General features: G+C 59.7%; 13 protein-coding genes and 1 pseudogene. 11 read left to right on the top strand and 3 right to left on the bottom strand.

What is annotated here, in order from left to right; translation table 11 throughout:
• Positions 1-21 precede the first annotated feature (21 nt).
• Positions 22-1,221 (top strand): gluzincin family metallopeptidase, encoded by a 1,200-nt coding sequence (locus tag AC04SF_RS05595; RefSeq protein WP_488476875.1) that lies wholly within the window; start codon positions 22-24, stop codon positions 1,219-1,221.
• A gap of 29 nt (positions 1,222-1,250) precedes the next feature.
• Positions 1,251-1,916, top strand: coding sequence for a hypothetical protein (locus tag AC04SF_RS05590; RefSeq protein ID WP_202353087.1), 666 nt, complete (start codon positions 1,251-1,253; stop codon positions 1,914-1,916).
• 677 nt (positions 1,917-2,593) lie between these two features.
• On the opposite strand, the gene AC04SF_RS05585 is transcribed toward AC04SF_RS05590, so the two are convergent.
• Positions 2,594-2,806, bottom strand: coding sequence for an alkylphosphonate utilization protein (locus AC04SF_RS05585; protein WP_202353086.1), 213 nt, complete (start codon positions 2,804-2,806; stop codon positions 2,594-2,596).
• Complete coding sequence (locus AC04SF_RS05580; protein WP_488476874.1) at positions 2,803-2,985, bottom strand: hypothetical protein; 183 nt, start codon at positions 2,983-2,985, stop codon at positions 2,803-2,805. Before AC04SF_RS05580 ends, AC04SF_RS05585 begins: the two co-directional genes overlap by 4 nt.
• Before the next feature lie 130 nt (positions 2,986-3,115).
• On the opposite strand from AC04SF_RS05580, the gene AC04SF_RS05575 reads away from it, so the two are divergent.
• Entirely contained in the window at positions 3,116-3,388 is a 273-nt protein-coding gene (locus AC04SF_RS05575) for a helix-turn-helix domain-containing protein (RefSeq protein WP_096448847.1), read from the top strand.
• Between the two features lie 138 nt (positions 3,389-3,526).
• A pseudogene (locus tag AC04SF_RS05570) lies at positions 3,527-4,273 on the top strand (YoaK family protein); the annotation flags it as partial.
• A gap of 470 nt (positions 4,274-4,743) precedes the next feature.
• Here AC04SF_RS05570 and AC04SF_RS05565 read toward each other — a convergent pair.
• Positions 4,744-5,490: a spermidine synthase gene (locus AC04SF_RS05565; protein ID WP_488476873.1), complete on the bottom strand. Its 747-nt coding sequence runs from the start codon at positions 5,488-5,490 to the stop codon at positions 4,744-4,746.
• 282 nt (positions 5,491-5,772) lie between these two features.
• Here AC04SF_RS05565 and AC04SF_RS05560 point away from each other — a divergent pair, with 282 nt between their 5' ends.
• Genes AC04SF_RS05560 through AC04SF_RS05530 form a run of 7 tightly spaced genes read left to right on the top strand, consistent with a single transcriptional unit; the run spans position 5,773 to position 13,251 of the window.
• Positions 5,773-6,087 (top strand): helix-turn-helix domain-containing protein, encoded by a 315-nt coding sequence (locus AC04SF_RS05560; RefSeq protein WP_096448853.1) that lies wholly within the window; start codon positions 5,773-5,775, stop codon positions 6,085-6,087.
• Positions 6,084-8,105, top strand: coding sequence for a hydrogenase 4 subunit B (gene hyfB / locus AC04SF_RS05555; RefSeq protein WP_488476872.1), 2,022 nt, complete (start codon positions 6,084-6,086; stop codon positions 8,103-8,105). The genes AC04SF_RS05560 and hyfB overlap by 4 nt, the downstream gene beginning before the upstream one ends.
• Entirely contained in the window at positions 8,096-9,052 is a 957-nt protein-coding gene (locus AC04SF_RS05550) for a respiratory chain complex I subunit 1 family protein (protein WP_096448855.1), read from the top strand. Before hyfB ends, AC04SF_RS05550 begins: the two co-directional genes overlap by 10 nt.
• Positions 9,052-9,714 (top strand): hydrogenase-4 component E, encoded by a 663-nt coding sequence (locus AC04SF_RS05545; protein WP_096448857.1) that lies wholly within the window; start codon positions 9,052-9,054, stop codon positions 9,712-9,714. The genes AC04SF_RS05550 and AC04SF_RS05545 overlap by 1 nt, the downstream gene beginning before the upstream one ends.
• A complete protein-coding gene (locus tag AC04SF_RS05540; protein ID WP_488476871.1) occupies positions 9,711-11,162 on the top strand; it encodes a hydrogenase 4 subunit F in 1,452 nt (483 codons plus the stop codon). Before AC04SF_RS05545 ends, AC04SF_RS05540 begins: the two co-directional genes overlap by 4 nt.
• 19 nt (positions 11,163-11,181) lie before the next feature.
• Positions 11,182-12,699: a hydrogenase large subunit gene (locus AC04SF_RS05535; protein WP_488476870.1), complete on the top strand. Its 1,518-nt coding sequence runs from the start codon at positions 11,182-11,184 to the stop codon at positions 12,697-12,699.
• A gap of 12 nt (positions 12,700-12,711) precedes the next feature.
• Positions 12,712-13,251 (top strand): NADH-quinone oxidoreductase subunit B family protein, encoded by a 540-nt coding sequence (locus AC04SF_RS05530; RefSeq protein ID WP_488476869.1) that lies wholly within the window; start codon positions 12,712-12,714, stop codon positions 13,249-13,251.
• Positions 13,252-13,389 lie beyond the last annotated feature (138 nt).

Below are 13,389 nucleotides of genomic sequence, written 5' to 3'. Positions count from 1 at the left end.
AAAAATTGCTAATGTATTAGAATGAGAGGGGCTGAGCTAATAGGAACGCTCGATCGATCCAGCGACCAAGGTCGTTCCGTCGGCACGCGCTTCCTTCTATTCCCCCAGGTACCCCACCTTGCCGACTACGGCACACCAGAGACCGTCTGGATATCGACCCCGCCGGGCCGGTTAAGCGCCGGTCCGGAGGACCACCGCATCTATGTCCGCGATCCGCTTCTCGACAAGGAACCTTACGAGTATCCCTATCTGCCGCCCTTCGTTGGCGAGGCCTTCCCGCCGGCGGAACCCGCCTACGACGGTCACTTCGACCAGATTTCATTGAATTCACGTCAGTTCCTGGCGGCACACGCCTTCGGGGCGGTCAGCAGGGTCCTGGACATCTGGGAGAGCTACCTTGGGCGGCCGATTACCTGGTACTTCGCCGAAACCTATGAGCGGCTGGAGATCATTCCGTGGGTCGACTGGAACAACGCCCAATCTGGCTACGGTTATCTGGAACTCGGCGTGGACAGGGCGCCCGACGGCCGAACTTATCCCTATGCCCTCAACTTCGATACGATTGCGCATGAGGTCGGCCATGCGATTCTGTTTTCCCTTTTTGGGGTGCCGGCAAATGGCTTGAAGACCGGCGACTTCGCGTCGTTCCATGAGGCGAGCGCCGACATAACGTCGCTTCTGTCCTTCCTGCATTTCGACAGCGGCCTCGACCGGCTGCTCCGCCACTGCGACGGCAACCTCCTCGTCCTGAACGAGCTCAACCGCATTGCCGAACTGATCGGCGACCGGCAGATTCGCCTCGCCAGCAATTCGCGCCGCATGTCTGAAGTCTCCGACGAAATCCATGACAGGTCGCGGCCCTTCACGGGGGCCGTATTCGATACGATCGTCGACATCTACCACGCGAATCTCGTGGGTGATGGACTAGCCGACGGGCGGCTTCTCGATATCGATATTAGAGATATCGACGAGGCCGCCATGCACCGCATCTCGAATTTCACGGCGCTGGCCTTCCGTGCCAGGCCGTTCCTGTTCAAAAGCGCGCTGACCCGGGCGCGCGACGATGTGGCGCTGACCCTTGCCCGGACCTGGTCCAGCCTCGACGCAGACGATCTGACCTTTGAGAATGCCGCGATGGCCATTACCGAAGCCGGCAGCCGCATCGCGCCGGCGCTGGGCGCCAAGTTCGAGGAAAACTTCAGGTGGCGAGAAATTTCATGAACTGAATTGCCGAAGCGAGGAGAAGCATCATGAGCGACGACTATCACCGTCCTACATATACGACGACCGATTTGCACGGAGCGTTCAATGCAACGCAGGTGCGGCTCTACGGGGTTCCTGGAGTTCCAAAGCCAGAAGACAAAAATGAATTTGGAGATATAAACACTATTGTAAAAGAAGGTCAGTACGCCATAACTTTTTCCAAATTGGCGGAAAGCACTCCTGACAATAATTATGAAGAATTGCTGCAAATGATAAAAACAATGTTCGAGAATCAAGGAATTACCAAGCAAGAAAGTTCTTACGTTTTTATTAAATCTGTATTAGATAATTATATGTTACTTTTAAGTGCGATCGACACACAACCAACTAAGAAAGATTCGAAGAAATATAGCTGTGGAGTAATTTTCGGATATGCGTACGAGGGGCACACATACGATCTACCAAAACCAAAGATCATGTTGATACCGGCACCTCCGCTACAGATACCCGGCGATGATTCCGGATATGATCTTAAGAAAGACTATTACAGGGTCTGGATTGTCGATAAGCTTGACCAATGCGTCGAATTCGAAATGAACCAGGGCTTTGTCGAACAGCTTGTTCTGGAGGCGAACCTTCCCGGCAAGCGCTCGCCGACCATGTATGCTGCGAAGCAGGCGCTCGGGCACCGCAGTGGCAGGCTGACTGAGTAGCGGTAGATCCTGCTGCTTCGCGGGCCGTCGAGGGGTTGTGTCTGCCGGCCCGAGCTTGGCGCAGTCGGAAACGACAACATCGTGGAGCTTGGGGCGTCGAGCTGGCTGCGGCGCCGTCCAATCAACTTCGGAGCTCGGCACCATGGGCTCGGTCCGGGTCGCTTCGCGGCAAGAACCGACAGCAATTTTCATCAACAAAATCAACGGTCATGGCGGGCCCGGAAGGACGAAGGGCCAGTCGAACGCCTCTACCGCGATTGAATAAGCCTTAATGCGATCGCTGCGCCCCGCCAAGGTTTCGTACACGAGGAAACGACGCTCTCGATCGGTTGCCTGAAAGTCCGCACTGCTCAGAACACGCGCCAGCTGGGCCTTGCGGTCGTCGGGTGGAGAAACGTGCCCCTTCCTCTGCGTGCAATTTCGGCCAATCGATCCCTCGTCCATCTTTCACACCACCGCCGACTCGTCCACGCGAATACGAGGGAGCGGCCGGTAATGAGGGGAACCTTCAGGATAGCGCCTTCCTCACTCCAGTCCTGCATCGGCGATCCTGAAACTGACGGATGCGTCTTCAATACAATCTACAAAATTGTCGGGAAAACCGCGCCCTTGCCGTGCTTAAAATCGCACTCCTTGACAACTCTCAAGACAACATCGCCCCTCGAAGCGATCGCTTCCTACGCTTTCTTCAAAAACTCCGTCCGTAGAACCAGGTTTTTGACCTTTTCGGCCCGACACTCGACCTCATCTTCATTGCCCGTGAGGTGGATGTTTTTGATCAGAGTTCCGCGTTTCAGGGTGACGGACGTGCCCTTGACCTTGAGATCCTTGATGAGCGTGACGGAATCCCCTTCGCTCAGCGGCGTGCCGTTGCTGTCTTTGGCCTTCATGATTTCGCTTCCTGCTTTTGTGCATCCAGCCCGTTGAGGAGATCGGCAAGTTCCTCGGCATCGTGCTGGTTCATTCCAACAATGGTTCGGCTGCCCATCTCGGCAGGCCGCCCGGTCCAGGCATCGTTGACAGCCCAGGTGTCTGTCGGCTCCTGAAAGGGTTTGTAGCGTTGAGTCATGCGGATACGATAATCGCCGAGGTTCCCTGTGCCAAGGGTGGTTCAATATTTTTTCACTTTGTATTGATGTTTCATACGTCAGTGATACCATGAAGAATATCATTTCTCATATTCAAACGCTGATGCCTCAATGATCACTGCTTCCCAGCTTCGTGCTGCCCGCGCCCTTCTCAACATCGACCAGAAAACCCTAGCGGAAATGGCGGGCGTCTCGCTGCCGACGATCCAACGAATGGAAGCCAGCCAGGGCAATGTGCGAGGCGTTGTCGACAGTTTGATGAAAGTGATCAACGCGCTGAGCCGCGCCGGCGTCGAACTTCTCAGCGAACATGTGCGTAGCGACGATGGCGGCCGTGGCGTCAGGTTCCGCCATCCGGACACGCTGCTTGGCAGGCCAAACTAGGCCGTACAAAAGCATACCCTCGGCGCCACGCATTCACCGCCCTCGCTTTTGTCTTCCCTGCTCAAGAAACACTATGAGTCTTTCCCGGCACGTCAGCTTGCGGTCCCGCCTTTCCACGTGGAAAGGCGAGGTTTGCCCATGATCCTATATCTGCGCCGGTTGACTGGCAGGGAACGAAGCGAAAGAACGGATCGGCATCTCGCCCGTTTCCTGACGTTCATAGCAGGAGCTGCCAACGCTGGCGGCTTCCTGGCAGTTCAGCAGTACACTTCCCACATGTCCGGCATCGTTTCGTCGATGGCCGACCACCTGGCACTGGGCAATGTCGGACTGGCACTTTCCGGATTGGGGGCCTTGTTGTCATTTGTCACAGGTGCTGCCTGTTCGGCAGTCCTGGTCAACTGGGGACGGCGGCAGGGTCTGCAGAGCGAATACGCGTTCCCGCTTGTCCTGGAAGCGATCCTGCTGATGTGTTTCGGTCTGCTCGGCAGCCATCTTGCACGTCACGAAGCGCTGTTCGTGCCAATGACGGTGATGCTGCTTTGCTTCATCATGGGGCTGCAGAACGCCATCATAACCAAACTGTCGGAAGCCAGAATCCGGACGACGCATGTCACGGGCCTGGTGACCGATATGGGCATCGAACTTGGCAAGCTGCTTTATTGGAACATCTCAGGCAATGACTCGGACAGACTCTTCGTAAGAGCAGACCGGAGAAAGCTGAGACTGCTTGCGTCGCTTGTAGCATTGTTCTTTGTCGGCGGCGTCATCGGCGCTGTGGGTTTCAAACACATTGGCTTTGCAGCGACGTTGTTTCTCGCGGCCATTCTCCTTGTGCTGGCCTCAATGCCAGTCTTGGAGGATCTCTCCATTCGCATGAGGCGGCTCTGGCAGTAGCTCGACAAAGCTGTGCCACATTCCGGATTTGGCGCCACATTCGCGAAGGCGCTGCTCTTAAATTTCGGCAGCTATCCTGAAGCACGAACACGATAAGACCGGCTCCGACGGCAAGAGCGAGCGAACTCGGCCATACCCACTCCTCACGTAGAGTGAGATCGAAGAGATAGCCGCCCGCTAACGCGCCAGCTGCGGCTCCAACGGTCACAGCTGCCGTGTCCGGTCAGGGGCTCGCGTTTCTGCGCAATGTCTATGCTGACGATGACCTGCGTGCGAACCGGTTGGTGCGGGCGATTGCCGTTCGATGGCCAACACGGTTCGCCTAATATCCCGTTGCCCCCTCCGACGCGTTGCAGCGGCCCGCGGTGCGCCACCTTCGCAACTGGCTCGTGACAGAAGCAATCGAGAGCCCTCTATGAACTTGGCGTTCTGCTCAGCCTTGTCAGTGGCGCCGCACCTTAGGCAGCCCGTCGCGGTCCGCGCCACGGCCTGAATGCCAGCAAGCCGAGCTCATGTTCGATCTCGTCGGCTCCGACCGACGGCGGTATCAGCAGCACCGGCTGGACGAGATCCCGCACCTTGCCTGCCATGACGAGTGCGTTGCGATCCGGAATGCCGCGGATATCGAGCAGTCTCACATCCGTCCAGATATTGGCGAGCTTTGCGGCAACGCGATCCGGCATGATGTCGAGGTCGTGACGAGCATGAACGTTGCCGATCAGAATACCGGAAGAATCCTGGAGACGCGTCTGCGCCAAGCCGAAGAATGTCTCGGCGCACAAGTGATCTGGGATGCGCCCCCCGGAATATGCGTCCATAACGATCGCGTCGTAGCGGTGACGGCCGGCGCGCAAAAAGTCCCGCCCATCGGAGATGCAGCAGTGAACGCCAAGAGGTAGCCCGAAATATTTCCGGGCGATTTGGAAAGCCTTGGGATTGATGTCGACGATCGTAACACGCACACCAACCCTATCCAGCATCGTGCCCAGGCTGCCACCTCCACAGCCGATCATCAGAACATCAGACACCTGCGCCTGTGCGAGAAGACAAAAGATCGCGTGGATGTAGGGCACAACGCTGATGCCGCTCGGATCGCACTCGCTTTGATAGCAGCCACCCTGACGATAGATGAACGAACCGGAGTCCTTGCTCCGCAGAACCTCGATATTGCCGAAATCGGTATGATATTTCGCAACCCGGATCATGACTTTGTCATCACAGCCAATTCCTAAGTCCGCCGCTCGGCTGGTTTCCGTTTGTCAGACCCGTCCAGCGGAGCCGCGGGGGGGCCTCCGGCAGCAGGCTCCGCTTCGCAGTTGCAGGACAACTGCTCGGCGAGGCCCAGAGCCTCCCGGCTCGTGTCACTCAGTTTTCTACAACTTCAAGACAGATGCGTCACGCATCATTAATTGAATGCCCGGCATTTTAATATATGCTGCAGCGCGTAGAGATAATATCTCAAAGCTGATCAAAAAGGGAATGCGACCGTGATAACCGCTCCACAGTTGCGTGCCGCGAGGGCGCTCCTTGGCATCGACCAGCGCAGGCTTGCCGAATTGTCTGGCCTTTCCGTGCCGACGATACAGCGTATGGAAGCCAGCGAGTCGATTATCCGGGGCAATGTAGATTCTCTAATGAAGCTGATCGGGGCGCTTGACCTGGCCGGCGTCGAATTGATTGCTGAAGGCGCCTCCAGCCAAATCGGCGGGCGCGGCGTGCGGCTGAAAGCAGATTTTGATCCCGCCAAGATTCTAGGAGGGGTCGAGGCGGACGCCAAAACCCCCGTGAGGAGTGTGGCGTGATTTCGGGGGCCGCAGTTCTCCTGTGGGGCGTTGCCGCGCTCCTGGGAACTGCGGTGATTGCGACTGCGGGAAGCCGTAGATCGGACGCAGGAACGCGCCTGATCTATAGCCTGACGCTAGGCATATCGGCGGCCGTGCTCCTGGTTCTCGCCAGCCGCATCGCCGACGATCCCGTGACTCCGTCGACTGCCGCGCTGCCGCTTGGGCTGCCATGGATTGGCGCCCATTTCCGTCTGGACGCGCTCTCGACCTTCTTCCTCGTCGTCGTGAACTTCGGCGGCACCATGGCCAGTCTTTACGGCCTCGGCTACGGCAGACATGAGTCTGCGCCGCATCGGGTGCTGCCGTTCTTCCCTGCCTTCCTAGCCGGGATGAATCTGGTCGTGCTGGCGGACGACGCCTTCACTTTCCTGCTTTCCTGGGAATTCATGTCCCTTGCCTCCTGGGCGCTCGTCATGGCGCACCATCGCGAGCAGGACAATGCGCGGGCGGGCTACATCTATCTAGTGATGGCGAGCTTCGGCACGCTCGCGTTGCTGCTTGCCTTCGGCCTGCTGGCTGGCCCGAGCGGAAACTACACGTTCGAAGCGATGCGTGCCGCCTCCTCTACTCCGCCCGTCGCGGTTTTCGTCCTGGCTCTGATGTTGCTGGGCGCCGGCTCCAAGGCTGGCCTGGTACCGCTGCACGTATGGCTGCCACTCGCTCACCCGGCCGCGCCAAGCCACGTCTCGGCCCTGATGAGCGGCGTCATGACCAAGGTCGCTATCTACGGCTTCATACGCGTTATTTTCGACCTGCTCGGCGAGCCGGCATGGTGGTCGGGCGTTGTCGTGCTTTTCCTGGGCGGCCTGACGGCGGTTCTCGGCATTCTTCACGCCTTGATGGAAAAGGACCTGAAGCGGCTTCTTGCCTATAGCACCATCGAAAACGTCGGTGTCATCTTCGTGAGCCTTGGCCTTGCGCTGGCCTTCAGGGCAAATGCGATGCCATCGGCCGCAGCGCTGGCGCTCACCGCCGCGCTATTCCACGTCCTCAATCATTCCTTTTTCAAGAGCCTGCTGTTTTTCGGCGCGGGTGCGGTGCTGACCGCAACCGGCGAACGGGACATGGAGAAGCTGGGCGGTCTTATCCATAGGATGCCGCAGACCAGCTTCGTCTTTCTCGTTGGCTGCGTGGCGATCTCCTCACTTCCGCCCTTCAACGGCTTCGTCTCCGAATGGCTGGCTTTCCAGGCTGTCTTGCAAAGCCCGGATCTGCCGCAATGGGCCCTGAAGGTGATGGTGCCCGCGGTCGGCGGCCTGCTGGCGCTGTCGGCGGCGCTGGCCGCGGCCTGCTTCGTAAAGGCCTTCGGAATTACGTTTCTGGGCCGACCACGGACCTCGGCGGTGGAACACGCGCACGAAGCCGACCGCTACTCGTTGGCGGCAATGTTCATCCTTGCCGCGCTCTGTCTGCTTGCCGGCATTCTGCCGGGCTTTGTCATAGATGGCCTTTCCCCCGTGACGCTTTCGCTCATCGGCAGCCGCATGCCGGTGCAGATGGCGCAACCTTGGCTTTCGATCGCGCCAATCGCCGAGAGCCGCAGTTCCTACAACGGCCTGCTGGTGTTTATATTCATCGCCATTTCCGCATCCGCCGCGGTCTATGTCATCCATCGCTTCGCCTCGCACGCACTCCGTCGCGGTCCCGCCTGGGGTTGTGGCTTCGCCGATGCCGTCCCGGGCTCGCAGTACACGGGCGTCAGCTTCGCACAGCCTATCCGCCGGGTCTTCGGCACATTCGTGTTCCGCGCGACTGAAAGGGTCGAAATGCCGGCACCCGGCGATACCGGTCCGGCCCGCTTCAATCTGGAAATCCATGACGCGATCTGGGAGACGCTGTATCTGCCCATTGGCAAGGCCCTCGACTTTGCGACCGACCACCTGAATCATCTGCAGTTCCTGACGATCAGGCGCTACCTGACCCTTGTATTTCTCTTTCTCATTGTCCTGCTTTTGGTGCTCGCACTATGGCCCTGATCCTTGAGTTGGCCGTTCAGGGCGCGCAGATGTTGCTGGTGCTTTTGCTGGCACCGCTCCTGACCGGCTTCGTCCGCAAGGTGAAGGCAAGGCTGTTGCGGCGCCAGGGCCCTCCTCTCATCCAGCCCTATCGCGATCTCTTGCGGCTCATGCGCAAGGAGGTCGTTCTGGCCGACAATGCATCCTGGCTGTTTCGCGTCATACCCTATCTGATTTTCGCCTTCACCTGGGTCGCCGCCGCGCTCATCCCGACATTCGCCACCGGCCTCGAGTTCAGTTGGACCGCCGATCTCATAGCGATCGTGGCGCTGCTTGGAAGCGCACGGTTCTTCCTTGCGCTGGCGGCGATGGACGTCGGCACGAGCTTTGGCGGCATCGGCGCCAGCCGCGAGGTGATGATCGCTTCCCTGGCCGAGCCCGCCATGCTCCTGATCGTGTTCAGCCTGGCACTCGTTGCCGGAGCGACGCAACTGTCCACGGTGGCGGCTTTCATGGGCTCGCCGCAGGTTGGCCTGCGGGTATCGCTCGGAATGTCACTGATCGCTCTCGTCATGGTGGCAATCGCGGAAAATGCCCGTGTACCGGTGGACAACCCGGCGACGCATCTGGAGCTGACCATGATCCACGAGGCGATGGTCCTGGAATATTCCGGTCGCCATCTGGCGATGATCGATTTCGCGGCCTTCCTGAAGCTTCTGCTCTACGTCTCGCTGATTTCCTGTGTCTTCGTTCCCTGGGGGCTCGTGACCACCGGGGCCGGGCCCTGGGCCTATGTTCTGGGCGTCATTTTCTACATCTGCAAGCTTGCCGCGAGCGGCGTTCTCCTCGCCTTGTTCGAGACTGCCATCGCCAAGATGCGTGTCTTCCGCGTCCCGGATTTCCTCGGGGCAGCGCTCATGCTGGCCCTGCTTGCCACGCTCCTGCGGTTCGTCTCGAGGAGCCTCTGATGAACGGCCTCACCTTCGACATCGCTCATCTGCTGGCCGGTGGCCTGGTGCTGGTCAGTTTCATGATGCTGTACCAGGATCGCCTCTTTGCACTGATCAACGTTTTTGCGGTTCATGCCATCGTCCTCGCCCTGTCGGTGGCTTGGCAGGCCTACATCCAGGACGCGCATCATCTCTACGTCACGGCGGCGATTGCCCTCATTTTCAAGGCGATCATCATTCCCGTCGGGCTTCATCGCATCATTCAGCGGCTCGGCATCCATCGCGATATCGAGACGGCGGTCGGGATCGGTTCGACCATGCTCGCGGGAATAGGGCTGGTGACCCTGTCCATGGTCCTGATGCTGAGGGTCACCCCCTACGCCGCCCCCCTCGCCCGCGAGGACCTGGCCTTCGCGCTGTCCATAATACTGCTGGGCCTGCTGGTGATGGTCACCCGCCGCAACGCCGTCAGCCAGGTTGTCGGATTCATGTCGCTCGAGAACGGCCTGGTCCTTGCCGCCACGGGGGCCAAGGGCATGCCGCTGGTCGTCGAGATCAGTGTCGCCTTCTCGATCCTCATCGCCTTCATCGTCATCGGTGTCTTCCTGTTCCGCATCCGCGAGAGGTTCGACTCGGTCGATGTCGGCGCGCTCGACGACTACAGGGGAGAACACCGTTGACCGCGTTTTCCCTCGATGCGGTGGCCGCCATTTTGCTGATACCAGTCGTCGCGGCCGCGCTTCTGGCGGCGCTGCCGAATTATCGGCTGGCGGCTGGCCTCAATGTCGCCGCGAGCTTGCTGACCTTGCTCGCCGCAATATCGCTTTTCGTCACGGTTCGGCCACCGCCCGGTCAATACCTGCTCGTCGACGATCTCAATATCGTTTTCATCGTGCTCAACACGTTCGTCGGCTTCACGACCAGTGTGTTCAGCGCCTCCTACATTGCGCATGAGCTGGACACCGGACGGCTGACCGCGCCGAACCTCCGTTTCTACCACGCGATGTACCAGATCATGATGTTCGGCATGAACCTGGCGTTCGTGTCGAACAATATCGGCTTGATGTGGGTGGCGGTGGAGCTTGCCACGCTGACCACCGTGCTCATGGTCGGCATCTACCGCACGCACGAGGCGCTGGAGGCGGCCTGGAAGTATTTCATACTCGGCAGCGTCGGCATTGCGCTTGCCCTCTTCGGCACTATCCTCGTCTACATGGCCGCACAGCCGGTCGTTGGCGAAGGCACGAATGCCATGGTCTGGACAGTGCTTATCGAGCACGCAGCGCGCTTCGACCCGGCTTTGCTCGACGTTGCCTTCGTCTTCCTGCTGCTCGGCTACGGCACGAAGGTTGGCCTTGCACCCTTGCATGCCTGGCTGCCCGACGCGCACGCGGAAGGCCCTACGCCGATTTCCGCGGTGCTGTCGGGCTTGCTGTTGAACGTCGCGCTCTATGCCGTGCTGCGCTTCAAGCTGTTGCTTGCCGCAAGCCCGGAGGCGATCCCGCCCGGGCCATTGATGATCACGATGGGGCTGACGTCGCTTGTTTTCGCAGCTTTCATGCTTTACCGCCGCCGCGACATCAAACGTCTGTTCGCATATTCCTCCATCGAGCACATGGGCATCATCGTGTTCGCTTTCGGCATGGGTGGCCCGCTCGCCAATTTTGCCGGACTGCTGCACATGGTCATGCACAGCCTGACCAAGTCGGCGATCTTTTTTACGGTCGGCCACATCGCTCAGATCAAGGGAACACAGAACATTGCCGAGATCCGGGGGTTGACGGAAACGCATCCGGGGCTTGGCTGGGCGCTCGTCATCGGCGTCGTTGCCATTGCCGGCCTCCCTCCGCTCGGCATCTTCATGAGCGAATTCCTGGTCGTGAGTTCGACATTTGCAAGGCACCCCCTTTTGGCGATGCCGCTGGTGTTCGGGATTTTGCTCGCTTTCGGCGCCCTGCTGCTTCGGTTGACCGGCGTCGCATTCGGCGAACCGCGCGGCAGCACCGCGCCCGCCGAGGCCTCCTACGTTCCGATGTATTCCCACTTGGCGCTGGTATTTGCCGCCGGCATCTATCTGCCACCACCGCTGGTCATATGGTTCCAGCATGTCGCCAACCTGCTAGGATGACGCGGACGGAAGAAAAAACATGCCCGCATTGATCGATCTCATCCTTACTGGCAAACGTGTGGACAACCATTTCCCATGGTCGCGCGCAGTGGTAACCCCGAAAAAATGGAGCTTTGCCGTCGAGCAGCTGGCTGAGGGTCAATGGAGCTTGCTCGGTCTCTGGGGCGAGCCAGGCACCGTCCACATGGCACTCCTCGACGAGGCCGCCGGGGACATCGGCGTTGTCAGCCTGGTATGTCCCGATGGACGTTACCCGTCGGTCGGCCGGCTGCATTCGCCCGCATTGCGCCTCGAACGTGCGGCCGCGGACCTGTTCGGGCTCTTGCCACAAGGCGCGCCCGATACCCGGCCGTGGCTTGATCATGGCCATTGGGGCGTCAGCTATCCGTTGAGTGCACGCGTCCGGACGTCTGCTGCGACGGCGACCCCCTACCATTTCCTGCCTGTCGAGGGGGAAAGCCTGCATCAGATTCCGGTCGGGCCCGTGCATGCCGGCATCATCGAGCCAGGGCATTTTCGGTTTACAGCGAGCGGCGAAACGATCGTCCGGCTGGAGGAACGCCTCGGATACACGCACAAGGGCATAGAAGGCCTGATGGCGGGGTCCGATATCGACCGAGCCGCCAAACTGGCGGGCAGAATCTCCGGTGACAGTACCGTAGCGTATTCGCTGGCATTTGCACGTGCGGTCGAAGCGGCGCTGAGCGTCGAGGCTCCGCCGCGCGCGGTCTGGCTGCGAGCGCTCATGGCTGAGCTGGAGCGTCTGGCCAACCATCTGGGCGATATCGGCGCCATCTGCAATGATGCTGCCTTCGCGCTCATGCATGCCCACTGTGGTGTGCTGCGCGAGCGCGTATTGCGGGCAAGCGATGCTGCCTTCGGCCATCGTTTGATGCGCGACCGCATCGTGCCTGGAGGAGTGGCAACCTACCTGACCGACGAGGGGACGACAGCCGTTTGGTCTCTCGTCGCAGAGATCAGGCAGCGGTTTCCTGCACTTGTCGAGCTCTACGACAACACCGCGTCGCTGCAGGATCGGACAGTCGCAACTGGGCGGCTGAAGGTGGAACTCGCTCGACAATATCGCGCCGGGGGGTATGTCGGCCGAGCCTCCGGTCGGGACTTCGATGCGCGCCGGAGTCTGGCCTATCCTCCCTATGACGCGCTCACCTTCAATGTGCCTCTCCTCCAGGAAGGCGACGTGAACGCCCGTGTCTGGATTCGCATTCACGAAGTCGAGCAAAGCCTGTCCTTGGTCGAGCAAATCCTGCGACAGCTGCCGGGCGGACCGATCCGTGTCGACTTTGCGCAGAGAAGCGGCCCGCACGAAGGCATGGCGCTCGTCGAAGGTTTCCGGGGCGACATTCTGGCCTGGCTGCGTATTGGCAAAAGCGGCCTGGTCGAGCGCTGTCACCTGCGTGATCCGTCATGGTTTCAATGGCCCCTCCTTGAGGCGGCGATCGAGGGGAACATCGTCGCCGACTTCCCGCTGTGCAACAAATCGTTCAATTGCTCTTATTCGGGCCATGATCTTTGAAGGCACGCCGTCATGCGCAAGCTTCTTTTTGAAAGCCTGATACGCCCCGCTCTCACCGAGCGTCCGCCGTTGGCTAGCAACGCCGCGGTCGACGAACTTGCACGCGCCCTCGATGGGGCTGCTCGCAAGCGATTGGGGCGAAGCCTGGCGATCCGGGCGGTCGACGCCGGTTCCTGCAACGGCTGCGAACTTGAGATGAACGCGCTCAACAACGCTTTCTACGATATCGAGCGTTTTGGAATCCGGTTCGTCGCCTCGCCGCGCCATGCCGATGTACTGCTTGTCACCGGCCCGGTCACAAAAAACATGCGCGAGGCATTGAAGCGGACCTACGACGCAACGCCCAACCCCAAATGGGTTGTCGCACTCGGAGATTGCGCCAGGGACGGCGGCTGTTTCGCTGGCAGCTATGCCGTGGTGTGCGGAGTGTCGGAGGTGGTGCCCGTCGACCTGCACATTCCAGGCTGCCCGCCGCCGCCAATCGAAATTCTGAGGGGCTTGCTCGCCTTACTTGAGCGAGTGAATTCAAGGGCTGGCGTTGCTCAAGGCTGAATATCGACGTTGAGGCTTTTCGGGGGCCACTTTGTTGATGCAGCCAAGCGGCTAGGGACTACCAGCCGCGCGCAGATAGCTTCCGCTGCTCCTCACCGAACCGATGCGTTCCGCAGTGAACCCTAGTGAACACGTCAG

The organism is Mesorhizobium sp. CNPSo 4671 (assembly GCF_057784245.1).
Note: the sequence above shows the minus strand (reverse complement) of the source record. Positions and strands in the feature narration are given on the sequence as shown.

Excerpts from the sequence above, each read along its gene's own strand:
- AC04SF_RS05550 (WP_096448855.1), top strand. The coding sequence starts at position 8,096 with ATGGCCCTGATCCTTGAGTTGGCCGTTCAGGGCGCGCAGATGTTGCTG.
- AC04SF_RS05535 (WP_488476870.1), top strand. The coding sequence starts at position 11,182 with ATGCCCGCATTGATCGATCTCATCCTTACTGGCAAACGTGTGGACAAC.
- AC04SF_RS05545 (WP_096448857.1), top strand. The coding sequence starts at position 9,052 with ATGAACGGCCTCACCTTCGACATCGCTCATCTGCTGGCCGGTGGCCTG.
- AC04SF_RS05580 (WP_488476874.1), bottom strand. The coding sequence starts at position 2,985 with ATGACTCAACGCTACAAACCCTTTCAGGAGCCGACAGACACCTGGGCT.
- AC04SF_RS05565 (WP_488476873.1), bottom strand. The coding sequence starts at position 5,490 with ATGATCCGGGTTGCGAAATATCATACCGATTTCGGCAATATCGAGGTT.
- AC04SF_RS05530 (WP_488476869.1), top strand. The coding sequence starts at position 12,712 with ATGCGCAAGCTTCTTTTTGAAAGCCTGATACGCCCCGCTCTCACCGAG.
- AC04SF_RS05590 (WP_202353087.1), top strand. The coding sequence starts at position 1,251 with ATGAGCGACGACTATCACCGTCCTACATATACGACGACCGATTTGCAC.
- AC04SF_RS05585 (WP_202353086.1), bottom strand. The coding sequence starts at position 2,806 with ATGAAGGCCAAAGACAGCAACGGCACGCCGCTGAGCGAAGGGGATTCC.
- AC04SF_RS05575 (WP_096448847.1), top strand. The coding sequence starts at position 3,116 with ATGATCACTGCTTCCCAGCTTCGTGCTGCCCGCGCCCTTCTCAACATC.
- AC04SF_RS05595 (WP_488476875.1), top strand. The coding sequence starts at position 22 with ATGAGAGGGGCTGAGCTAATAGGAACGCTCGATCGATCCAGCGACCAA.